A 21,657-nucleotide genomic window follows, 5' to 3' on the forward strand; every position below is an offset into this window, starting at 1 on the left:
GAACGGTGGCGGAGAGAACCAGCCGGGATGTGTTGGTCCGGGGCCTGCGCATTCTGGGTAAGGCGATCCGCGAGGAGCCTCGCATCTTCGCCATCTCGGTGGTCGGCAGCGGCGGGTTCGGCCTGCTCACGATCGGCGGCGCCTACGTCGTCGGCGCGGTCGTCGGCGACATCGTCGTGCCGTCGCTGGAAGACGGGCGGGTGGAGAACGGCGTGCTCTTCCTCGCCGCGGCCGTGCTCGTCGCGCTGAGCCTGCTCAAGGTCGCCGCCATCTTCGCGCGCCGGCTCGGCGCCGCGTTCATGCAGTTCCGGCTCCAGGCCGCGTACCGCCGCCGCGTCACCCGCCGCTACCTCGAGCTGCCCGTCGCCTGGCACCAGCGCAACGCCACCGGCACGCTGCTCTCCAACGCCAACTCCGACGTCGAGGCGACCTGGTTCCCGATCGCGCCGCTGCCGTTCGCGGTGGGCACGCTCATCATGCTGCTCGGCGCGTTCGTCTCGCTCTTCGCCACCGACTGGGTGCTCGCGCTGGTCGGCGCGGCCATCTTCCCGGCGCTCTTCGCCCTCAACGTCGTGTATTCCCGCCGCATGGCCCCCGCCAGACTCGCGCCCAGGCCCTCCGCGGCGAGGTGAGTGCGATCGCGCACGAGAGCTTCGACGGCGCGCTGGTGGTCAAGACGATGGGGCGCGAGGCCGAGGAGACCGCCCGCTTCGCCGTCCGCGCCGGCGAGCTGCGCGACGCGCTGATCTCGGTGGGGCGGCTGCGCGGCGTCTTTGACCCGATGCTGGAGACGCTGCCCAGCCTCGGCACGCTCGCCGTGCTCTTGGTCGGCGCGTGGCGGCTGCGGCAGGGCCAGGTAACGGTCACCGAGCTGGTGAGCGTCGCGTTCCTGTTCACCGTGCTGGCGTTCCCGGTGCGGGCGATCGGCTGGGTCCTCGCCGAGCTGCCGCGCAGTGTCGCCGGGTGGGAGCGGGTGCGGCGGGTGCTCACCGCGGAGGGCGAGATGCCCTACGGCGCCGGCGTCCGCGATGCGCACGGCAGGCCCGCGACATTGCGCTTCGACTCCGTTTCATTCGGGTACGAGGACGCGGCCGTCCTGACCGACGTTTCGTTCACGGTGCCGGCCGGCCGGACCGTGGCGCTCGTGGGCCCGACCGGCTCGGGCAAGTCGACGATCGCGTCGCTGGCGGTACGCCTTGTCGACCCCGGCTCCGGCACGGTGTTCCTCGACGACACCCCGTCGCACGAGCTGAGCGCCGCTTCCCTCGCCGAGACGATCGCGCTGGTACCGCAGGTGCCGTTCGTGTTCGACGACAGCGTGCGGGCCAACGTCACGCTCGACCGCCCCGGCGTCGCCGACGAGGACGTGTGGGCCGCGCTGCGGATGGCCCAGGCCGACGGCTTCGTCGCCAGCCTGCCCGAAGGGCTCGACACCCACGTGGGTGAGCGCGGCGCCACCCTCTCCGGCGGCCAGCGGCAGCGGCTCACCCTCTCCCGGGCGCTCGCCGGACGCCCCGGCCTGCTCGTGCTCGACGACTCCACGAGCGCGGTCGACCCCCGGGTGGAGGCGGCGATCCTCGCCTCGCTGCGGTCCGCCGACCCACCCGTCACGATCCTCGTGGTCGCGTACCGCCGCGCCACCATCGCCCTCGCCGACGAGGTCGTCTACATCGAGCAGGGCCGGGTGATCGCCACCGGCACGCACGCCGAGCTGCTGGCCACCGTGCCCGGGTACACCGACCTGGTCACCGCCTACGAGCAGGCCGAGGCCGAGCGGGAGCGCGAGCGGGCGTTCGAGGAGGCCTTGTGAGTACCTCGACCTCGACGTGGGCCACGATGCGCCGTGGCCTGGCACTCTCGCCCGAGCTGCGCACCGGCCTCGCCGGCACGCTCGCGCTCGCCGTCGTGTCGATGGTCGGGCGGGCGGCGGTGCCCGTCGCGATCCAGCAGGGCATCGACCGCGGCCTCCGCGCGCCCGGCGGGCCGGACCTCGCCGTGGTGAGCACCGTCGTCGGGATCACCGCCGCCGTGCTCGTCGTCACGACCCTCTGCGGGTACCTGATGATGCTGCGCCTCTTCACGGTCAGTGAGACCGCGCTGGCCAACGTGCGGGTGCGCACCTTCCGGCACGTACACGACCTGTCGATGCTGCACCAGCAGTCCGAGCGGCGCGGCTCGCTCGTCTCCCGGGTGACCAGTGACGTCGACCAGATCACCCAGTTTCTCCAGTGGGGCGGCGTGATCCTGCTCATCAGCACCGGCCAGGTCGTGGTCACCACGATCGTGATGGCCGTGTACTCGTGGCAGCTCACGCTCGTCGTCTTCCTCGCGTTCCTGCCCGCGGTCGTGGTGATCCGGGGCTTCCAGAAGCGTCTTGCCGGCGCGTACGGCGTCGTGCGGCAGCGCATGGGCGCGATGCTCGCCGCGATCTCGGAGAGCGTGGTGGGCGCGGCGGTCATCCGGTCCTACGGCGTCTCCGGCCGTACCGCCGCCAAGCTCGACAAGACCATCGACGCGCAGCGGTCGGCGCAGAGCCGGGCGATGAGGCTGAGCGTGACAAGCTTCTCCACCGGCGAGCTGGCCTCCGGCCTGGCACTCGCCTTGGTGGTGATCGTCGGCGTGCGGCTCGGCGTCGACGGCACGCTGTCGATTGGGCAGCTGACCGCGTTCCTCTTCCTGGTGGCGCTCTTCGTGCAGCCGGTTCAGATCGCCACCGAGGTGCTCAACGAGGCGCAGAACGCGATCGCCGGCTGGCGCCGCGTCCTCGACGTGCTGGAGCTCGAGCCGGACGTGGCCGACCCGGCGAAGGAGGGCGTCGACCTGCCAGCCGGCCCGCTCGGCATCCGCTTCGCCGACGTCTCGTACGCGTATCCCGGCGGCCCGACCGTACTGTCCGATGTGGACATGGAGATCGCGCCCAGGTCACGCGTGGCGGTGGTCGGCGAGACGGGGAGCGGCAAGACCACGTTCGCCAAGCTGCTGACCCGGCTGATGGACCCGTCGACCGGGGAAGTGCTGCTGTCCGAGGTGCCGCTGGACCGGGTGCGCTTCAACTCGCTGCGCAGCCGGGTCGTGATGGTCCCGCAGGACGGCTTCCTCTTCGACGCGACGGTTGCCGAAAACGTGCGGTTCGGCCGCCCCGGACTCGGCTCCGACGGCCTGGCGCTCGCCTTCGCCGAGCTGGGCCTGGCCGACTGGGTCGAGGGCCTCCCGATGGGCCTGGCCACACCGGTCGGCGAGCGCGGCGAGGCGCTGAGCGTGGGGGAGCGGCAGCTGGTGGCGCTGGCCCGCGCGTACGTGGCCGACCCGGACCTGCTCGTGCTCGACGAGGCGACGAGCGCCGTGGACCCGGCCACCGAGGTACGCCTCCAGCGCACGCTCGACGCGGTCACCCGCGGCCGCACGACGGTGGCGATCGCCCACCGCCTCTCCACGGCCCAGGCGGCGGACGAGGTGATCGTCGTGGACAAGGGCCGAATAGTCCAACGCGGCCCCCACGCGAAGCTAGTTAAGGAAACCAACTCCATCTACGCCCGCCTGTACGCCTCCTGGCTCGAACAAACCCGCTGACGCGTGACCGGGCCCAGCCGGGACGGCCCTCCCAAGCTCCCCAGCTGGCCCCGGCCACGGGCTTGCGTCCCCCTCGCTGTTGATCAGGGAGTTGGTGGGCGTGTCGTGCGGCGCGTCGCCCCATTAAGTCCCTGATCAACGGCAGCAGGGGTAGCGCAGCGGCGGCAGAGGACCGGGTGCAGCAGGCGGGCCAGGTCGGCGCGGTTGGCGACCGGGCGGGGGAAGGCTAGGCGGGCGCGGTACTCGCGGCCGGGGGCGCCCAGCGCGACCACGAACCCGTAGCGGTCCAGGCGGACCACGCGGGGCGGCGGGCCGGCCGGGCTGCGGTGGCCGCTGTCCGCGAGCTGGCGTCCGATGTACTCGGCCATCTCCGGCACGTGGTGGTCGGCCAGGTCGGTCAGCAGGTCCCATTCGACGGCCTGGAGCGGGTCGGGCTCGGCCGCGGCGTACTCGTCCGGGTCGACGTCCCTGATCCGCCCGCCCGCCTCCAGCCGGACCTCCGCCGGTTCCATCCGGAAGAGCACCTGGCCGCGCCCCACATCGAGCAAGTCGCCGACCGGGTCGATGTCCACGAAGTCCTGTGCGGCCGTGCGTGCCTCGACGCCGGTGAGCGGCCTGGCCCACCCGGAGACCCAGACGCGGCCGAGCGTCGGCGAGCCCGCCACCGGGGCACGTCCGGCACGTCCAGCACCGCCGCCACGTCGTCCGCGCCCTCGGCTGGGCGCAGCGCCTCGGCCAGCTCGCCGTCCGCCGGTACAAGCATCAGCACCCGGCCGGCCGCGTCGGTGGCGTGGCGCACCCGGTGCGGGCTCGGCCGGCAGGCGATGTGCGCGTTGCCGGGGAGCCGGCCGGCGGCCAGCGTGCGGGCGACCTCGGCGGGGCTGGGCTGCATGTCGGGGACCTCCGGCAGTTAGGTTAGGCTTAGTAAGGGCAGGCTAACCTACTTGAACGGAGACGTCTACGTGAACGAGGCACGACCCAAAGCGCGCATCTCGCGGGCGCTCGGCATACCGCTGACCCGCAAGGACACGAAGTACTTCGAGCGCCGTCCATACCCGCCGGGCGTGCACGGGCGGTCGCGCCGCAAGTCGTCCGACTACCAGGTGCGGCTGCTGGAGAAGCAGCGGCTGCGCTTCCAGTACAACATCAGCGAAAAGCAGATGCGCCGCGCTTTCGACGAGGCGCACCGCAGCAGCGCCAAGACCGGTGACCTGCTCGTCTCGCTCCTGGAGCGGCGGCTGGACGCGGTGGTCTCCCGTGCTGGGCTGGCCCGCACCATCTACCAGGCGCGCCAGGTCGTCGCGCACGGCCACATCACCGTCGACGGCGTCAAGGTCGACCGCCCCTCGTACCGCGTGCGGCCCGGCCAGGTCGTGCGGGTGCGGGAGTCGAGCCGGGAGAAGGCGCCCTTCCAGATCGCGGCCGCGGGCGCGCACGTGGACGGCCCCACCGCGCCGTACCTCTCGACAGACCTCGCCGAGTTGACCACCACGCTGCTGCGCGAGCCGGAGCGCCGCGAGGTGCGGGTGATCTGCGACGAGCAGCTTGTCGTGGAGTTCTACTCGCGCTGAGCCGCTGGAGACCCCAGATCGCCGGTCACGTACCGCTGGATGTTGGGGCCACCGCCGCCACCACGACCTCGGGCGGGGCGGACGCCAGCGGTTCCAGCTTCAGCACGTACCGGACCATGGCCAGCCCGGCCATCTGGGACGCGACAAGGGTGGCCCGCAGCGGCGCGTCCGCCGGGTCGACGGTGAGCTTGGGCAGCACGTGGCGGATCATCTGCGTGGTCACGAACTCGCGCAGCAGCCGCGCGGTCCAGTCGTTGGAGACCGCCGAGCGCATCAGCGCGACCGCGGCCACCCCCGCCGGTGAGTCCCAGACGCGGAGGAAGAACCGCACCAGCCGCTCGCCGATCTCCGCGGGCTCGCCGGCGAGCACCTGCGGGAGCACCTCGGCCGGGTCGACCGGAAAGTCCATGCAGGCCCTGAAGAGCTGTTCTTTGGTACCGAAATAGTGATGGACCAGCGCCGGGTCCACCCCGGCGCTGGTCGCGATGCCTCTAATGGACGCCGCCTCGTAGCCGCGCTCGGCGAACGTCTCCCGGGCGGCCCTGAGAATGGACTCGCGGGTGTCCGGGTTACCGGGGCGGCGCCCGGTGCGTCTTGCCATGTGCTTCCTTGATCCTTGCTTCTTTGCCTGGCGGCTTTGCTCGTTCCTGGCGGCTTCGTCGGGCAGCTTCTCAGGCGGTGCGGCGGCGTAGCGTCGCCGCGGCCAGTATCAGGGCGACCACCACGCACCCGGCCACGATGCCGAGGTCTCGCCAGAGGGTGGCGGTGGGATTCGCGTTGGCGCCGACCTGCTGGAGCGCCTCCACCGCATACGACAGCGGCAGCACGTTGCTGATCGCCTCCAGCCAACCGGCCATTTGCTCCCGAGCGACGAACAGTCCACACAGCAGGATCTGCGGGACCGCCACGACTGGCATGAACTGTACGGCTTGGAACTCCGTGCGGGCGAAAGCGCTGCAGAACAGGCCGAGCGCCACACCGAGTACCGCGTTGACGACCGCGATGAGGATGACGAGCCAGGTGCTGCCGGCGGTGTCGAGACCGAAGAGCCAGTAGGCCAGCGCGGCCGCCACCGAGGCCTGGACCGCCGCCGCGAGGCCGAACGCTATGCCGTACCCGAAAAGCAGATCGAGCTTGCCCAGCGGTGTGGTCAGCAGGCGCTCGAGGGTGCCGGTCGTGCGCTCGCGGAGCATCGCGATGCTGGTCACCAGAAACATGATCACGAACGGGAACACGCCGAGCATCACCAGCGCGACGCGGTCGAAGACCATGGGCTGGTCGTCGTACATGAAGTAGAGCAGCGCGAGCAACAGCGCCGGCACGACGACGAGCATGCCGATCGTGCGCGGGTCGTGCAGCAGCTGGCGGAGGATGCGGACGATCGTGGCGCCCAGAATCCGTGGGCTCATGCCGGTGCCACCTCCTGTGCCTTGATCAGCCGCAGGAACGCCTCGTCGAGGTCGTCGGTGCCGGCCCTCTCCCGTACCGCCGCGGGTGTGTCGTCGGCGATAAGCGCGCCTTCGCGGATCAGCAGGAGCCGCTCGCAGCGCCCGGCCTCGTCCATCACGTGGCTGGAGACCAGGATCGTGGCGCCCCTGCCGGCCAGGTCGTGAAACTGCTTCCACAGCTCGTCGCGGAGCACCGGGTCCTGCCCGACGGTGGGCTCGTCGAGCACCAGCAGCTCGGGCTCGCCCATGATCGCGCAGGCCAGCGACGCGCGGCTGCGCTGCCCGCCGGAGAGGGTGGCCACGAGCTGCCGCGCCGCCTTGGCGAGCCCCACGTCCGCGATCGCCCGCTCGGCGGTGGCCGCGTCGTACCCGTACAGCGCGGCGAAGTACCGCGCGTTTTCCCGGACGGTCAGGTCCGCGTACACACTCGGGGCCTGGGTGAGGTAGCCGACCTTGCGGCGCAGCGGTGCCGACCCGGCCGGCTCGCCGAGCACGCTGATCGAGCCCGACTTGACGACCTGCACGCCCACCACCGCGCGCATAAGGGTGGTCTTGCCGCTGCCACTGGGACCGAGCAGCCCGGTGACGCTGCCCGCGGGATCGTGCACGTGAGCCCGTGCAGGACCTTTCTCTTTCCACGCTCCACGACGAGGTCCCGGACCTCGATCGCGCTGGTCATGATGCCCTCCCAACAAATTCATCACCTGATGAACTCAACGCTAGATGAAATCTTGGCCGGCCTCAAGCCGTACCTGTGTGAGCCTTGACTTCGAGTGGGCTCTAACTGGAAGTGTGGAAGCCATGACGATGACGGTCAGCGAGGCCGCTGAGCAGGTCGGCCTCACGACGTACACACTGCGGTGGTACGAGCAGGAGGGCCTCGTCGAGCCGGTGGGGCGCGACTCGGCCGGGCGCCGCCGGTACACCCAGCAGGACCTCGACTGGCTGATCCTGCTGACCCGCCTGCGCCGCACCGGCATGCCGGTCCGGGACATGCGCTCGTACGCGGAGCTGGCTCGCCAGGGTGACAGCACGCTGGGCGCGCGCCGCCGCATCTTCGAGGCGCACCGGGACCGCGTACTGTCCCGCATCGCCGAGCTGGAGGAGGACCTGAAAGTCCTCAACTACAAGATCGAGGTGTACGGGAAGATGGAGCAGGAGCTGCTGTGAGGAGCCGCCACATCGCCGGCGCGCCGGTGGCCGCGATCGGCCTCGGGTGCATGGGCATGAGCATGGTGTACGGCCCGGCTGACGACGCCGAGTCCACCCGCGTCCTGCACCGCGCGCTCGACCTGGGCGTCAACCACTCCGACACCTCCGACGCGTACGGGGCGGGCGCCAACGAGCGGCTCCTCGGGCCGGTGGTGCGGGCGCGGCGGGACGAGGTGTTCCTGGCGACGAAGTTCGGCATCCGGCTGCCGGACGGCGCTGCGCACTCGGCGGTACCGGGCACGCGGATCGACAGCAGCCCGGAGTGGGCTCGGGCCGCGTGTGATGGCTCGCTGGAGCGGCTCGGCGTCGACACGATCGACCTGTACTACCTGCACCGCCGCGACCCCGCCACGCCGATCGAGGACACGGTCGGCGCGATGGCCGCTCTGGTGGCGGCCGGCAAGGTCCGCCACCTCGGCCTCTCCGAGGTCAGCCCGGCAACGCTGCGGGCCGCCCACGCGGTGCATCCGATCGCGGCGGTACAGATGGAGTACTCGCTGTTCAGCCGCGAGGTCGAGGACGGGATGCTGGCGGTCTGCCGCGAGCTGGGCGTGACGCTGGTGGCGTACTCGCCGGTGGGTCGAGGCATGCTGACCGGCACGATCAGCGGCACCGACCAGCTCCAGCAGGACGGCGACTACCGCGCCACCGGCGCACCCCGCTTCTCCGCCGACGCCCTTCCGACCAACCTCGTGCTTGTCGACGAGGTGCGGAAGGTGGCCGCCGAGATCGGCTGCACGCCCGCCCAGGCCGCGCTGGCGTGGGTCCTCGCGCAGGGCGACGAGGTGGTGGCGATCCCGGGTACCAAGCGGTTGCGCTACCTGGAGGAGAACACGGCGGCGGCCGACCTCACGCTGACCCCGGAGCAGCTGTCCCGCCTGTCCGCAGCGGTACCGCGCGACGCGGTGGCCGGTGCCCGCTACGCCGAGGGTGCGATGCGCTTCATCGGCCACTGAGCCAGGTACGGGTACGGGGGGCCAGCCCATCGGCTGGCCCCCGTTCCGGCAGAGCGTTTTGGTCAGGGCGTCCCGTCAGAGGGCCAGGACCCGGTCGAGGAAGTCGCGGTACTGGCGCATGGCCACCCGCAGCGCCTCGGTGTCCGGGGTGTCCGACTGCCGGCGCGGGTCGAGGTCGACCTGCTCGGCCAGCAGCCGCTCGCCCAGGGCGTGCACCGCGCTGGCGACGAGGGCCTGCGCCTGCGCGACGGCCGAGACCGGGTCGTCGACGAAGTTCGACTTGATCTGCTGCCAGTCCTCGCGGAACTGCCGGGCCGCGTCCTCACTCCAGACCGCGATCTGCGTCTCGGCGAGATCGCCCGGCTTGAACTGCTTGGCCTCGACGAGCTCGCCGCTGTGCGCCTCACCCTCACCGAGCACCGCGAGCGCGGCCGGCGCCGCGGTGGCCGCGACAAGCTCCTCCGCGTCGTCATCCTCAGCCTCGGCGGCGATCTCCTCGACATCGGCCGCGGTTTCGTCGGCCGCCGCGGTTTCGTCGGCACCGGCCGCGACCACCTCGGCTACCGCCTCGGTCGCGGTTTCGTCGGCCTCGGCCGCCGCCTCGGTCGCGGTGGCGTCCGCCGCGGTCTCGTCGGCTGCGATGTCGGTGGCCGCTGCTGCGTCGACGGCTGCGGTCTCGTCGGCCTCGGCAGCCACGGTGTCGTCGGCTGCCGTCTCTTCGGCTGCCGTCTCGGCGGCTGCGCTTTCGTCGGCCGTGGCGTCGGCGGCCGCTGTTTCGTCGGCTGCCGTTTCGTCCGCGGCCGGGATGATGCCCACTGCGGGAAGGCCGTCGGCCGGCGGGTGCGTCCAGTCGTGGTCGTCTCCGACCGGCGGCCCACTGGCCGTCAACGGCGCGACGTTCGGCTCCGGGTTGGACCAGTCCTTGTCCAGCGACCCCGCGGACGGGCTGACCTCCGGCTCGATGGCGGCTTCTGTCGGTTGAATGATTTCCTCCTCGATGAGTGTCTCGTCAGCCACCCGACCCGCCGGCTCCGCCCACGCGTCGGTGACGGCCGCCCCGTTGATGCCGGGCACGGCCTCGGCAGGAACATCAGCAGGCGAAGGCGCCCCAGAGAGCACGGCGAACGCGCCAACCTCGGCCGGCTGCTCCAGGCCCAGGTCAGAATCAACGCCGGCGCCGTAGCCACCCGCCTCGTCGTCGTCCACGTAGACAGCGGCATCCAGCAGCGCCCCGTCGGTACCCGCGGCGTCGTCCGCGATCTCGGCGTCGGTCGCAGCGCCCTCCGCGTCAAGCGCACCGTCGACCTCGGCCACGTCCGCCTCAGGCACGGTGCCGCTCTCGTCGGCCTCGGCCTCGGTCGCGGCGGCGTCCACATCGGTCACCTCGGCCGCGTCGTCTCCGGCATCCGCCCCGGCAGTGTCCGCGTCCGCAACGGCTTCCTCGCCGCCGACGGCATCGTCAGCCACGGCGTCAGTTTCGGAGACGGCAGCGTTGACCGCGACGATGTCGCCGCCTTCGGCCGGCTCCTCGTCCGTCGCCGCTTCGCCCTCGCCCGCGAGCTCGGTCACGGCCTCAGCCTCCGCGCCAGTCTCGGTCTCGGCCGCGCCACCCGCTTCAGCGGCCACCGCCGGCTCGGCGTCGGCTTCGCCGTCCGCTTCGACGGCGGCCTCTGCGTCAGGCTCGGTCTCGGCTGCGGCGTCTGCCTGGCCGTCCGTGTCAGCGGCAGCCTCTGCCTCGGGCTCGGTCTCAGCGGCGTCGGCTTCGTCGTCAGCGTCAGCCGTCGCCTGGGGCTCGGTCTCAGCCGCGGCGTCCGTGTCGCCGGCCGCTTCAGCGGTGACCTCTGCCTCGGGCTCGGTCTCGGTCTCGGTTGCCGCGTCTGCCTCGCCGTCCGCTTCCGTGGCGGCCTCTGCCTCGGGCTCGGCCGCAGTGGCGTCCGCCTCGTCTTCCGCGTCGGCTGCCGCCTCGGTCGCGACCTCCGGCTCCGCAGCGGCGGCGGCCTCGGGCCCGTCCTCAACAGCGGCGTCGGCCGCCGGCTCCTCCTCGGTGGCGGCTTCGGCTTCTGGCTCTACGTCGGCTTCGGATTCCCCGGCGACCTCCGCGTCAGGCTCCGCCGGGTCACCCTCCGCAGCCACCTCGGCGTCAGATGCGGCCGGCTCCTCCGCGACGGTCTCTGCCGCAGCCTCGGCTGGCGCGTCTGCGTCGTCGGCGGCCGGTTCGCCTTCGAGAGCAGGTGCGGTGGCGAGGCTGGCCTCGGCGTCCACCTCTGACTCTGCGTCGGTGCCCGCGTCCGAATCCGCCGCAGCGTCCACGTCGGACGCCGGCTCAGTGTCCACGCCGGACACCGCGTCCGCTTCAGGGTCGGTCGCCGGCTCGGCTGTGGCTTCGACGTCGTCGGTGTCCGCCGACTGGGTGTCCGCCTCCGCGTCGGTCGCCGCGTCCTCCGTGGCCGCCTCCGCCCCTGCCTCCGGCGTTACCTCCGCATCAGCGTCCGCGAGGTCGGCCGACTCGACGTCGGCGTCCTCAGTGGACTCCGGCTCGGTGGCCAGGCCCGCGGTCGCCTCCTCTGCGTCGGCTGCCGGCTCGGCGTCCGCGTCCGCGTCGGCCTCAGCCACGGTTTCGGCGTCGGCCTCCGCCTCGGCGGCCGTGTCACCGGCGGGCTCGACCGCAGGCTCGGCAACCGCTGCGGCTTCGGGCTCGGTCTCGGTGGCGACTTCGGCTTCGGGCTCGGTCTCAATGGCAGCTTCGACCTCGGCCGCCGCGGGGGCGTCGGCGCCGGTGTCGGATTCGGCCTCCGGCTCTGCGGGCGCGTCGCCCTGAGCGTCGGGCAGCGGCTCGGCCTCGGCGACCACGCCTGCCTCGGCGTCGGCGGCCGTCCCGCTGTCCACCTCGGCCTCGCCGGCTTCGGCCTCGGGCGCGACCTCGTCGGCAGCATCCACCGCATCGGCCGGGGCGGCTTCAACGGCCTCGGCCGTCGCGGTGTCCGCACCGGTCTCAGCGTCCGCGTCGGTGGCGTCGGCGTCGGCGCTCGCCTCGGTGGTCTCAGCGTCCGCTGCGATCTCGGTGTCCGCGCTGGTCTCAGCGTCCGCGTCGGTGGCATCGGCGTCAGTGCTCGCCTCGGCCGTCTCGGCGTCGGCACCAGGCTCGGTGTCCGCGTCGGTGGCGTCGGCCGCGGTGTCCGCGTCGGCGGCCTCGGTGCTCGCCTCGGCAGTGGCGGTCTCAGCGTCGGCGTCGGCATCCGCCGGCGCAGTGTCCACGTCGGACTCGGCGTCGGCCTCGTCGCTGTCCACCTCAGCCTCGATGGCAGCTTCGGCCTCGGTCGCCGTGGCCGCCTCGTCGACCGTCGCGTCTGGCTCGGCGTCGGCGGGCGCGGCGGCGTCTGCCTCGGGCGTGGTGGCGTCTGCCTCCAACTCGGCGGACGCGTCGGCGTCCGGCTCCGCCGCGTCCGTCGTGGTGGCGGCGTCCGTCGTGGTGGCGGCGTCCGTCGTGGTGGCGGCGTCCGGGTCGGGAGCGGTTGCATCGCCCGCGTCGGGCTGGGCGAGCGTTTCGGCTACGGCGTCGGTCTCGGGCGCCGCCTCCAGGTCCGGCGCCGCGTCCACCGGGGCGTCAGGTGCGGCTTCGGGCTCGACTGCCGTCTCGACCGCAGCCACGGGCTCGGTCGCCACCTCGGCGGAGGCCGCCGCGTCTGGCGCGGCCTCGGTCTCCGTCTCGGTGGCGGAGCCAGCGTCCGTCTCGGTGGTGGAAGCAGCGTCCGTCTCGGTGGTGGAAACCGCGTCCGCCTCGGTGGTGGAAGCGGCGTCCTCCGGGGAAGGGGCGTCCGTGGCGGGAGGGGCGTCCGTGGGAGAGGAGGCGTCTGTGGCGGTTGCGGCGTCAGGAGCCGCGGGGGCGTCGGGCGGGGCGGGCGTGGCCGGGGGCGTTGCGGAGGAGTCGATCAGCTGGGTGGCGAGCGGCGGCAGGGGGACTCGTCGGCGCGCTCGCGCGGGACGATGATCGGGATCTCGGACGTGGGCTCGTTGAGGGCTGTGGTCTGCTCCGAGGGCGGTCGCTGGCCGGGAAGAAGCCCGGCGGGTACGACGGGAAGTGGGGCTGTCGTCTCGGTGTCGTGCTGGGGACCTGACGTGGGGGTGGGCTGCATGACTCTGGTGTCCTCCGTCCGCTCGGCTGGGCCCCGGCGAGCGGATGCCGGGGTGCCCGGTGCGCCCATACGTGATCTTCGGCAGGGCGCAGCCCACGAAAAGGCGGACGACGCCCGAACCGTTGCGATTCTGGCCCAGCCTGACAACTGGGCACCCCGCCGGAGACCCTGGCGGCGCACCGACAACCTACCGTCCAGCGGTGCTCAGCACAGCCCTCGAAAGGCACCACTTCCCGTGCGGAACAATTGGACACTGTGCCAGTACCTGAACCGCCGACCCAGGCCGTCCGACCGTCCTCCCTCGATCCGGTTATCGCCGCCCGACTGAGCCGCAACGAGGCCGGTCTCGTGGCCGCGATCGTGCGCGAGCACGGCACCGGAGACGTGCTGATGATGGCCTGGATGGACGACGAGGCGCTGCACCGCACACTCACCACCGGGCGGGCCACCTACTGGTCGCGCAGCCGCCAGGAGTACTGGGTGAAGGGCGAGACGTCGGGCCACCACCAGTACGTGAAGGCCGTCTCCCTGGACTGTGACGGCGACGCCGTACTGGTCACCGTCGAGCAGGTGGGCGCGGCCTGCCACACCGGCAACCACACGTGCTTCTTCGACGAGCTGCCCGTAACGGCGCCAAAGACAGAGCTGCCCGCGACGGCGACAAAGACAGGACTGCCCGTCACGGCGCCAACGGCAGAGACGGGAACGCAAGCATGACCACCGGAGTGGTGACACCGGACCTGGACACGTTCCGCGCCCTCGCCGCTACCCGCCGCGTCGTGCCGGTCACGCGGCGGCTGCTGGCCGACGGGGAGACGCCGATCGGCGTGTACCGCAAGCTGGCCGGCGGCCCCGGCACCTTCCTGCTGGAGTCCGCCGAGCAGGGAGCGGGCACCGCGTGGTCGCGCTACTCCTTCATCGGCGTGCGGAGCGCGGCCACCCTCGTCGAGCGGGACGGCCGCGCCGCGTGGCTGGGCACCCCGCCGGCCGGTATCCCCACCGAGGGCGAGGTCGTCGACGTCCTGAAGCAGACGGTGGCCGCCCTCACCAACAACGAGACCCCGCCGGCCTCCCACCGCTCACCGGGGGCATGGTGGGCTACCTCGGGTACGACCTGGTGCGCCGCTTCGAGCGCCTCCCCACCCTCGCCGAGGACGACCTGGCGCTGCCCGAGCTCGGCATGATGCTTGCCACCGACCTCGTGGTGCTCGACCACTACGAGGGCGCCGCGATCCTCGTGGCCAACGCGATCACGGAGGACGGCGACCCCGACCCGGCGTACCACCACGCGGTCGGGCGGCTCGACGCGATGACCACCGCCCTCTCCCGCCCCATCCCGCCGATGATTTCCACAGTGGACAGCCCGGCGCTGGGCGAGGTGCGCAGCCGCACCGGGTCGGGGGAGTACCCCAAGGCGGTCGAGGTGGCCAAGGAGGCGATCCGCGCGGGCGAGTGCTTCCAGATCGTTGTGGCGCAGCGCTTCGAGCGGGAGACCACCGCCGACCCGCTCGACGTCTACCGGGTGCTGCGCACGACAAACCCCAGCCCGTACATGTACCTGCTTCGCTTCGACGACTTCGACATCGTGGGCTCTTCACCGGAGGCGCACCTCAAGGTGACCGGCGGGGCTGGAGACACGCCGCGGCGGGCACTGCTCCACCCGATCGCCGGCACCCGGCCGCGCGGCGCCACGCCGGAAGCGGACGGCGGGCTGGCCGCCGAGCTGATCTCCGACCCCAAGGAGCGGGCCGAGCACGTGATGCTCGTCGATCTCGGCCGCAACGACCTCGGCCGGGTCTGCCGCCCGGGCACGGTCGAGGTGCCGGAGTTCGCGACCATCGAGCGGTACAGCCACGTGATGCACATCGTCTCCACCGTCGTCGGCGAGCTGCGCGAGGACCAGACGGCGTTCGACGCGCTGGCCGCCACGTTCCCGGCCGGCACGCTCTCCGGTGCGCCCAAGGTGCGGGCCATGGAGATCATCGAGGAGCTGGAACCGACCCGCCGCGGGCTGTACGGGGGACCGTCGGCTACTTCGGCTTCGGCGGCGACATGGACATGGCGATCGCGATCCGCACCGCGCTGATCCGCGGCGGCCGGGCGTACGTGCAGGCCGGCGCGGGCATCGTCGCCGACTCCGACCCGGCCGCGGAGGAGCGGGAGACCCAGAGCAAGGCGGCCGCCGTCCTGGCGGCCATCGCCGCCGCGGAGACGTTACGGCCGGCACGATGAACGAGCGCCGCCAGCTCGCGTACACCGTGATCCTCTGCCTCGCCGGCGCGGGACTGGCGCTCTTCGCGGCGACCCGCACCTGGACGGTCGAGGTGGTCACGAGGGCGGAGCCGCTGACGCCGACCCGTACCGCGCGGACCGGGGGCGACATCCTGCCCTGGCTCCCGCCCCTCGCAGTGGTTGGTCTTGCCGGGTCGGGCGCGATCGTGGCCACCCGTCGCTTGGCTCGACGGTGGGTCGGCGTACTACTGCTGCTTGTCGGTCTTGGGGTGGCGGCTGGCGGAGCCTACGGTCTCAGCGAGACCACGGCGTGGGCCCTCGCCTGCCTGGCGGGTGGGCTGGCGCTGGCCGCTGGCGGCGCTCTGACGGCCGTGCGCGGGCCGTCCTGGCCCGGTCTGGGTACCCGCTACGAACGGGCGGCGCGGCGGCCGGCAGACGGTCCTACGGCGGCCTGGGACGCCCTCGACCGGGGCGAGGACCCGACGCTGAGCTGACTGATCAGGCGGCGCACCTCGTTGTGGCGGTCGGCCCGGGCCCGGTCGGCGCAGATGGCCTCCCACGCGTTGCGGCGCGCGGTGCGCACGTTGGCGTCGCCGATCACCACCCGCTCGACGGTGTCGATCATGCCGACAGCGATGGAAAGGACCGAACGGGGTATCTCGACAAGGCCGCTAGGTTGCGTGTCGCTCATGGTCGCGCTCCGGTATCGGGTGTCAGGCACCGCCGAACAGTCTGCCTGACGTTGATCGTGCGGGAGGTCTGTTTCGGGCCGATGACCCGTCGGTCAAGTGTCCCGGAACGCACCCCGAAGACGGCCACCGCACGGCCCGAACGTGACGCGGCGAACAGCCGGCCGGGCGGCGACGGCCGGCACGGTCCGGCCTGGTCAACGCGCCCCTCGGACCGGATCTTGCCGGCATTATGCCCGAGTCCAACACGCGAGGCTCTTCATACCCCGGACTCGGAGTCGTCGGTGGCGCCCCCTAGCATCGGGCGAATGACACCCGGAAAGGGGAGTCCGTTGGTGACTGCTGAGCATGCGTACGCGGACGACGAGGGCGGCAAGCCGGCCGCCGGGGGACCCGCGAATGTCCTCGACGAGATCCTCGCGGGTGTGCGGGCGGACGTCGAGCTGCGAGAACAGCGGGTCTCGCTGGAGCGGGTGAAGGAGCTCGCGGCCGCCGCGCCGCCGGCACTCGACGCCTACGCGGCCCTGCGCCGCCCCGGCGTCGGCGTGATCGCCGAGGTCAAGCGCTCCTCCCCGTCCAAGGGGCAGCTGGCCGAGATACCGGACCCGGCGGATCTTGCGACGGAGTACGCGGCGGGCGGCGCCCGGTGCATCAGCGTGCTCACCGAGGGGCGGTGGTTCGGCGGCTCGCTGGACGACCTCGTCTCGGTGCGAGCCGCGGTCGGAGTGCCTCTGCTGCGTAAGGACTTCGTCGTCTCCAGCTACCAGGTGCACGAGGCTCGCGCGCACGGCGCCGACCTGGTGCTGCTGATCGTGGCCGCGCTGGAGCAGAATGTGCTGACCGGCCTGCTGGAGCGGATCGAGTCGCTCGGCATGACGGCGCTCGTCGAGGTGCACACCGAGGAGGAGGCCGACCGCGCGCTGGAGGCCGACGCCAAGGTCATCGGGGTCAATGCGCGCAACCTGCGCACGCTCGAGGTCGACCGCTCGGTCTTCGAGCGGATCGCGCCCGGCCTGCCCAACAGCGTCGTCAAGATCGCCGAGTCGGGTGTGCGCGGCCCGCACGACCTGATCAGGTACGCGTCGGCGGGCGCCGACGCCGTCCTCGTCGGCGAGGGCCTGGTCACCCAGAAGAGCCCCCGCGACGCGGTGGCCGCGCTGGTCAACGCCGGCAACCACCCCGCCACCCCCAGGCCGGTCCGGTGAACGCGTCCGCGGCCGGCCTGCTGCCCGACGTCAGCGGGCACTTCGGGCGGTACGGGGGGCGCTTCGTACCGGAGGCGCTCATCGCCGCGCTCGACCAGCTCGACCAGGCGTACCGGCACGCGCTGGCCGACGAGGCGTTCCAGGCGGAGTTCGGGCGGCTGCTGCGCGACTACGCGGGCGTACCGTCGCTGCTCTACCGCGCCGACCGCTTCTCCGCGGCGGCCGGTGCGCGGATCTTCCTCAAGCGCGAGGATCTCAACCACACCGGCGCGCACAAGGTACGCAACGTGCTCGGCCAGGCGCTGCTCACCAAGCGGATGGGCAAGACCAGGGTGATCGCCGAGACCGGGGCCGGTCAGCACGGGGTGGCCACCGCCACCGCGGCCGCGCTGATGGACCTGGAGTGCGTCGTCTACATGGGCGAGGTCGACACCGAGCGCCAGGCGCTCAACGTCGCCCGTATGAAGATGCTCGGCGCCACCGTGATCCCGGTGAAGACCGGCTCGCGCACGCTCAAGGACGCGATCAACGAGGCGCTCCGCGACTGGGTGTCCACTGTGGATGACACGCACTACCTGCTGGGCACCGCGGCGGGGCCGCACCCGTTCCCGGGCATGGTGCGGGACTTCGTGCGCGGCATCGGTGTGGAGGCCCGCCAGCAGATCCTCGACCAGACCGGCGCGCTGCCCGACGCGGTCAGCGCCTGTGTCGGCGGCGGGTCGAACGCGATCGGCATCTTCCACGCGTTCGTGGGGACGAGGGCGTCCGGCTGTACGGGTTCGAGGGCGGCGGCGAGGGCATCACGACCGACCGGCACTCGGCCCGGTTCAGCGGCGGCTCGCCGGGCGTGCTGCACGGCGCCCGGACCTATGTGCTCCAGGACGAGGACGGGCAGACCGTCGAGTCGTATTCGATCTCCGCCGGGCTCGATTACCCGAGCGTGGGGCCGGAGCACGCCTGGCTGCACGAGACCGGTCGCGCGACGTACATGCCGGTGACCGACGCCGAGGCGATGGCCGCCTTCAAGCTGCTCTGCCGCACCGAGGGCATCATCCCGGCGATCGAGAGCGCGCACGGGCTGGGCGGGGCGCTGGCCATCGCGCCCGTGCTCGCCGAGGAGCTCGGCCGCGAGCCGACCATCATCGTCAACCTGTCGGGTCGGGGGACAAGGACGTGGAGACTGCCGGTTCGTACTTCGGGCTCCTCGCGTGAGCCTCGCGGAGGTCTTCGAGAAGGCCCGCGGCGAGGGTCGGGCGGTGTCGGTCGGGTGCATGCCGGCCGGCTTCCCGACGGTCGAGGGCAGCATCGCCTCGATGATCGCGATGGCCGAGGCGGGCATCGACGTGATCGAGGTCGAGTTGCCGTACTCGGATCCGGTCATGGACGGCCCGGTGATCCAGCAGGCGAGCGAAATCGCGCTCGCCGGCGGCGTCCGCACCCGGGACACGCTGCGGGCCATCGAGGAGGTCGCCCGTACCGGCGTGCCGGTGGTGCTGATGACGTACTGGAACCCGATCGAGCGGTACGGCGTCGACGCCTTCGCCCGCGACCTCGCCGCCGCTGGCGGCACCGGCCTCATCACGCCCGACCTCATCCCGGACGAGGCGGAGGAGTGGCTGGTGGCCTCGGACGCGCACCAGCTCGACCGCACGTTCCTCGTCTCGCCCTCCTCCACCGACGAGCGGCTGGCGATGACCGTGGCGCACTGCCGCGGTTTCGTCTACGCGACCGCGGTCATGGGCGTCACGGGTGCCCGCGACCAGACGTCGGCCGCGGCGCCCGCGCTGGTCGCCCGCGTCCGGGCCGTCAGCGACCTGCCGGTCGGCGTGGGCCTGGGGGTACGTGACGGTGCGCAGGCCGCCGAGGTCGGCTCGTTCGCCGACGGGGTGATCGTGGGCAGCGCCCTCGTCCGGTGCGTGCTGGAGGCACCCGACGAGGCAGCCGGTCTTGCTTCGCTGCGCGCGCTCAGCGCCGACCTGGCCCGCGGCGTGCGAGCGGTCAAACGCTGAGCAGCGGCACGTCGTACTTCTGGATGTACTCGTCGCGGGTCACGAGCGTCAGGTCCTCGCACTGGGCCTGTGCGACAAGCATGCGGTCGAACGGATCTCGGTGAATCGGCGGCAGCCGTCCGGCGGCGAGGGCGTGCGTCGAGGTCATCGGTAGCTCCCGGAAACCGGCGGCCCGAATGCGGTCTGGCAGGTCCGCGGGCTCGAGCTTGCCGAGCGCCTGCTTGACGGAGACCTCCCACAGCGTCGCCGCGCTCACGTAGGCATCCGGCTCCACGTCGAGAATGTCCTTGATGTCGACGTGGAGCGTGGGATCGTCGGCCAGCCACCAGAGGACGACGTGGGTGTCGAGGAGCAGTCTCATCGCGATGTCTCGAAGTCGTCGGCGATCGCCTTGTTGACCGAGTCGGAATCCCAGTCGTCGGCAAGGACCAGCCGCCCGCGCAACGATCCGCGGCCGAGGCGATGGATCATGCGGGTCAACGGAACCACCTTCGCCACCGGCCGGCCGGCGCGGCTGATGATCACCTCTTCGCCACGCTCCACCCGCTCGATGATGCGGGAGAGGTTGGTCTTGGCGTCATGGATGTTGAACTGTGCCGCGGGCTCGCGAGACATCGCGCCTCCTTAGCTAGGAGGCCTAGTTTAGGCTAGTTTAGCTAGCTCGGTGGGTGGGCCGAGTCTGTTTTCGCGCGATGTGATGGCTCAGCTGGCGGCGACCGCGAGCGCCTCGACCTCGGCCGCGTCGGGGATCTCCGGCTCGCTGTCGCGCTCGACGTGGCGGAGCACCCCGGAGTGGCCGGCCACGGCGTCCGCGATCGCCGCACGGGCGACCGGGGTCATCGGGCCGGGCAGCGCCGCTGTGTCGTGCCACGACACCCAGCAGATCCGGCCGGGCGAGTTGACGCTCGCCTCGCCGCCGTCGATCTGGCCGCGGAAGACGTACTTGAGCACGTCGGGCATGTCTTCGCCGCAGGCGTCGCCGGTCAGTTGGTAGATGCCGACAAGGTCGACCATGTGGGTTTCCAGGCCGGTCTCCTCGCGGATGTCGCGGATCGCCGCGTGGACCGGGCTCTCGGCCTGGCGGATGCGACCGCCGGGCAGGCACCACAGCCGGTGCCCCTGACTTTGCTGGCAGAGCAGCACGCGGCCGGCGGCGTCGGTGATGACGGCGGCGACCGCGGAGGTCAAAGAGCTCATGTCAAAAGAGCGTACGACTGCCTCACCGATTAGTCAGCCGTCGTTCACCGTTGACCTCTGGCCGTTGTCACGGACGCTGCTATGCGAGGTGCGACGGGCGCCAGGATAGTGGCGGTGTCCGATTTGGGCGTGACCGGGCTAACGGAAGCCCAGCCCACGACGGTAGCCTGTGCACCCGTGACAGTCGCCGCAATTCCGAGCCCCAGCTCAGCGGTCTGGGAGCTCGGTCCGATCCCGATTCGGGCATACGCGCTCTGCATCGTTCTCGGCATCGCCGTCGCCTGCGTGGTGACCGAGTTTCGGCTGCGCCGCCGCGGTGGGCCGCCGTGGGCGGTCCTCGACATCGCGGTGTGGGCGGTGCCGTTCGGCATCGTCGGCGCGCGCCTCTACCACGTGATCACGTCGCCGGAAGACTACTTCGGCGCGGGCGGGAGCCCGGCCGACGCCTTCAAGATCTGGGAAGGCGGCCTCGGCATATGGGGCGGGGTCGCCGGCGGGGTGCTCGGCGCCTGGATCGCCTGCCGCCAGCTCGGCATCCCGCTGACCACCGTCGCCGACGCGGCGGCACCGGGCCTGCCGCTCGCGCAGGCGGTCGGCCGGGTCGGCAACTGGTTCAACAACGAGTTGTACGGCGGCGTCACCACCCTGCCCTGGGGCCTCAAGATCCACCAGATGGATCCGGAAAACCCGGGCCACGCCCTCCGGGACCAGGACGGCAACCCGATCCTCGAGCCCGATCTCTACCACCCCACGTTCCTCTACGAGGCGCTGTGGAACATCGGGGTCGCGGCCATGGTGCTGCTCGTCGACCGCCGGGTCAAGCTGGGCAAGGGGCGGGCCTTCGCGCTCTACGCGATGGGGTACACCGCTGGGCGGTTCTGGATCGAGATGATGCGCACCGACGAGGCCAACACCATCCTCGGGGCGCGGGTCAACGTCTGGGTCTCCGCGCTCGTGTTCCTCGGGGCGCTGATCTACTTCCTGCGCACCCGTGGTCCGCAGGAGTTCCTCGTGCCCAAGGACGCGCCCGTGCTGGCGGCGGTCGGCAGTGGGGGCGGCGACGTCTCGCAGCGCGACGTCTCCGGCAGCGACGCCGAGCGGGCGGAGGCGAAGCCGAGCGGCTACCGCGTGGTCACCGAGGAGCAGTTCGAGCGGTACAAGCAGACCGGCGAGCTGCCACCCGACGACGGGCCGGGGCGTGGTGAGGCGGGCGACCTGCTCGACGACTTCGCGGACGACGAGCCGGCCGAGCGGACCGGCGACGTGGCGATCACCGAGGACGCCGGCGGAGACGACGACTCCAGCCGGGAGAAGAAGGCGGACGCGAGGTCCGACGCCGAGGCCGCCGCGGATGGTGACAATGACCCGGCCGGCGATGCCGACTCCGACCCGCCGGACCGCGCGGTCCGATCCTCCGACGACCGCTGAAGTAGGG

General features: G+C 72.1%; 16 protein-coding genes and 6 pseudogenes. 12 read left to right on the top strand and 10 right to left on the bottom strand.

Annotation, left to right across the window (positions count from 1 at the left end; genetic code table 11):
• The first annotated feature begins 5 nt into the window (after positions 1-5).
• Both Pflav_RS01610 and Pflav_RS01615 read left to right on the top strand, forming a co-directional pair.
• Positions 6-1,810: pseudogene (locus tag Pflav_RS01610) on the top strand (ABC transporter ATP-binding protein).
• Positions 1,811-1,836: 26 nt separating this feature from the next.
• Entirely contained in the window at positions 1,837-3,570 is a 1,734-nt protein-coding gene (locus Pflav_RS01615) for an ABC transporter ATP-binding protein (protein WP_173042173.1), read from the top strand.
• Between the two features lie 83 nt (positions 3,571-3,653).
• Here the strand turns inward: Pflav_RS01615 and Pflav_RS01620 are convergent.
• Positions 3,654-4,462 (bottom strand): annotated as a pseudogene (locus Pflav_RS01620) (DUF2470 domain-containing protein).
• Positions 4,463-4,532: 70 nt separating this feature from the next.
• Between Pflav_RS01620 and rpsD the strand changes: the two are divergent.
• A complete protein-coding gene (gene rpsD / locus Pflav_RS01625) occupies positions 4,533-5,141 on the top strand; it encodes a 30S ribosomal protein S4 (RefSeq protein ID WP_173033165.1) in 609 nt (202 codons plus the stop codon).
• On the opposite strand, the pseudogene Pflav_RS01630 reads toward rpsD, so the two are convergent.
• From Pflav_RS01630 to Pflav_RS01640, 3 genes and pseudogenes are all read right to left on the bottom strand, one after another.
• Positions 5,129-5,742, bottom strand: a pseudogene (locus Pflav_RS01630) (TetR/AcrR family transcriptional regulator). The gene rpsD and the pseudogene Pflav_RS01630 overlap by 13 nt on opposite strands.
• Positions 5,743-5,812: 70 nt before the next feature.
• Complete coding sequence (locus Pflav_RS01635; RefSeq protein ID WP_173033167.1) at positions 5,813-6,550, bottom strand: ABC transporter permease; 738 nt, start codon at positions 6,548-6,550, stop codon at positions 5,813-5,815.
• A pseudogene (locus Pflav_RS01640) lies at positions 6,547-7,268 on the bottom strand (ABC transporter ATP-binding protein). Before Pflav_RS01640 ends, Pflav_RS01635 begins: the two are co-directional and overlap by 4 nt.
• Before the next feature lie 122 nt (positions 7,269-7,390).
• Between Pflav_RS01640 and Pflav_RS01645 the strand changes: the two are divergent.
• Together Pflav_RS01645 and Pflav_RS01650 are read left to right on the top strand one after the other, a co-directional pair.
• A complete protein-coding gene (locus tag Pflav_RS01645) occupies positions 7,391-7,759 on the top strand; it encodes a MerR family transcriptional regulator (protein WP_173033168.1) in 369 nt (122 codons plus the stop codon).
• A complete protein-coding gene (locus Pflav_RS01650; protein WP_232070912.1) occupies positions 7,756-8,757 on the top strand; it encodes an aldo/keto reductase in 1,002 nt (333 codons plus the stop codon). The genes Pflav_RS01645 and Pflav_RS01650 overlap by 4 nt, the downstream gene beginning before the upstream one ends.
• 75 nt (positions 8,758-8,832) lie before the next feature.
• Here Pflav_RS01650 and Pflav_RS01655 read toward each other — a convergent pair whose 3' ends face one another.
• Positions 8,833-12,405 (bottom strand): midas domain-containing protein, encoded by a 3,573-nt coding sequence (locus Pflav_RS01655; protein ID WP_173033169.1) that lies wholly within the window; start codon positions 12,403-12,405, stop codon positions 8,833-8,835.
• A 281-nt stretch (positions 12,406-12,686) separates the two neighbouring features.
• Positions 12,687-12,890 (bottom strand): hypothetical protein, encoded by a 204-nt coding sequence (locus tag Pflav_RS01660; protein ID WP_173033170.1) that lies wholly within the window; start codon positions 12,888-12,890, stop codon positions 12,687-12,689.
• 255 nt (positions 12,891-13,145) lie between these two features.
• On the opposite strand from Pflav_RS01660, the gene hisI reads away from it, so the two are divergent.
• The 3 genes and pseudogenes from hisI (at position 13,146) to Pflav_RS01675 (ending at position 15,616) form a co-directional block, all read left to right on the top strand.
• The gene (hisI, locus tag Pflav_RS01665; protein WP_232070913.1) at positions 13,146-13,607 is read left to right on the top strand and encodes a phosphoribosyl-AMP cyclohydrolase; all 462 of its coding nucleotides are present in this window, start codon (positions 13,146-13,148) and stop codon (positions 13,605-13,607) included.
• Positions 13,604-15,122, top strand: a pseudogene (locus Pflav_RS01670) (anthranilate synthase component I). The gene hisI and the pseudogene Pflav_RS01670 overlap by 4 nt, the downstream one beginning before the upstream one ends.
• Positions 15,119-15,616: a Trp biosynthesis-associated membrane protein gene (locus tag Pflav_RS01675; RefSeq protein ID WP_173033171.1), complete on the top strand. Its 498-nt coding sequence runs from the start codon at positions 15,119-15,121 to the stop codon at positions 15,614-15,616. Before Pflav_RS01670 ends, Pflav_RS01675 begins: the two are co-directional and overlap by 4 nt.
• On the opposite strand, the gene Pflav_RS44610 is transcribed toward Pflav_RS01675, so the two are convergent.
• Entirely contained in the window at positions 15,529-15,813 is a 285-nt protein-coding gene (locus tag Pflav_RS44610; protein WP_232070914.1) for a hypothetical protein, read from the bottom strand. The genes Pflav_RS01675 and Pflav_RS44610 overlap by 88 nt on opposite strands.
• Positions 15,814-16,146: 333 nt before the next feature.
• On the opposite strand from Pflav_RS44610, the gene trpC reads away from it, so the two are divergent.
• From trpC to trpA, 3 genes and pseudogenes are all read left to right on the top strand, one after another.
• Positions 16,147-17,016, top strand: coding sequence for an indole-3-glycerol phosphate synthase TrpC (trpC, locus tag Pflav_RS01680; RefSeq protein WP_173033173.1), 870 nt, complete (start codon positions 16,147-16,149; stop codon positions 17,014-17,016).
• Positions 17,013-18,228, top strand: a pseudogene (gene trpB / locus Pflav_RS01685) (tryptophan synthase subunit beta). The gene trpC and the pseudogene trpB overlap by 4 nt, the downstream one beginning before the upstream one ends.
• Complete coding sequence (gene trpA, locus Pflav_RS01690) at positions 18,225-19,025, top strand: tryptophan synthase subunit alpha (protein WP_173033175.1); 801 nt, start codon at positions 18,225-18,227, stop codon at positions 19,023-19,025. The pseudogene trpB and the gene trpA overlap by 4 nt, the downstream one beginning before the upstream one ends.
• Here trpA and Pflav_RS01695 read toward each other — a convergent pair.
• From Pflav_RS01695 to Pflav_RS01705, 3 genes are all read right to left on the bottom strand, one after another.
• Positions 19,015-19,386: a type II toxin-antitoxin system VapC family toxin gene (locus tag Pflav_RS01695; RefSeq protein ID WP_173033177.1), complete on the bottom strand. Its 372-nt coding sequence runs from the start codon at positions 19,384-19,386 to the stop codon at positions 19,015-19,017. The two genes, trpA and Pflav_RS01695, sit on opposite strands and share 11 nt — an antisense overlap.
• Positions 19,383-19,640 (bottom strand): type II toxin-antitoxin system Phd/YefM family antitoxin, encoded by a 258-nt coding sequence (locus tag Pflav_RS01700; protein WP_173033179.1) that lies wholly within the window; start codon positions 19,638-19,640, stop codon positions 19,383-19,385. The genes Pflav_RS01695 and Pflav_RS01700 overlap by 4 nt, the downstream gene beginning before the upstream one ends.
• An 87-nt stretch (positions 19,641-19,727) precedes the next feature.
• Positions 19,728-20,222 (bottom strand): NUDIX hydrolase, encoded by a 495-nt coding sequence (locus Pflav_RS01705; RefSeq protein ID WP_173033181.1) that lies wholly within the window; start codon positions 20,220-20,222, stop codon positions 19,728-19,730.
• Between the two features lie 177 nt (positions 20,223-20,399).
• Here Pflav_RS01705 and lgt point away from each other — a divergent pair, with 177 nt between their 5' ends.
• Positions 20,400-21,650, top strand: coding sequence for a prolipoprotein diacylglyceryl transferase (gene lgt / locus Pflav_RS01710; protein WP_232070915.1), 1,251 nt, complete (start codon positions 20,400-20,402; stop codon positions 21,648-21,650).
• Positions 21,651-21,657 lie beyond the last annotated feature (7 nt).

This window comes from Phytohabitans flavus (assembly GCF_011764545.1).
Taxonomy (GTDB): domain Bacteria; phylum Actinomycetota; class Actinomycetes; order Mycobacteriales; family Micromonosporaceae; genus Phytohabitans; species Phytohabitans flavus.

What these genes read in the sequence shown, in the direction of transcription:
- Pflav_RS01675 (WP_173033171.1), top strand. Translation starts at nt 15,119, where the DNA reads ATGAACGAGCGCCGCCAGCTCGCGTACACCGTGATCCTCTGCCTCGCC.
- Pflav_RS01705 (WP_173033181.1), bottom strand. Translation starts at nt 20,222, where the DNA reads ATGAGCTCTTTGACCTCCGCGGTCGCCGCCGTCATCACCGACGCCGCC.
- Pflav_RS01615 (WP_173042173.1), top strand. Translation starts at nt 1,837, where the DNA reads ATGCGCCGTGGCCTGGCACTCTCGCCCGAGCTGCGCACCGGCCTCGCC.
- Pflav_RS01700 (WP_173033179.1), bottom strand. Translation starts at nt 19,640, where the DNA reads ATGTCTCGCGAGCCCGCGGCACAGTTCAACATCCATGACGCCAAGACC.
- Pflav_RS01645 (WP_173033168.1), top strand. Translation starts at nt 7,391, where the DNA reads ATGACGATGACGGTCAGCGAGGCCGCTGAGCAGGTCGGCCTCACGACG.
- Pflav_RS44610 (WP_232070914.1), bottom strand. Translation starts at nt 15,813, where the DNA reads ATGAGCGACACGCAACCTAGCGGCCTTGTCGAGATACCCCGTTCGGTC.
- Pflav_RS01635 (WP_173033167.1), bottom strand. Translation starts at nt 6,550, where the DNA reads ATGAGCCCACGGATTCTGGGCGCCACGATCGTCCGCATCCTCCGCCAG.
- Pflav_RS01695 (WP_173033177.1), bottom strand. Translation starts at nt 19,386, where the DNA reads ATGAGACTGCTCCTCGACACCCACGTCGTCCTCTGGTGGCTGGCCGAC.
- Pflav_RS01660 (WP_173033170.1), bottom strand. Translation starts at nt 12,890, where the DNA reads ATGCAGCCCACCCCCACGTCAGGTCCCCAGCACGACACCGAGACGACA.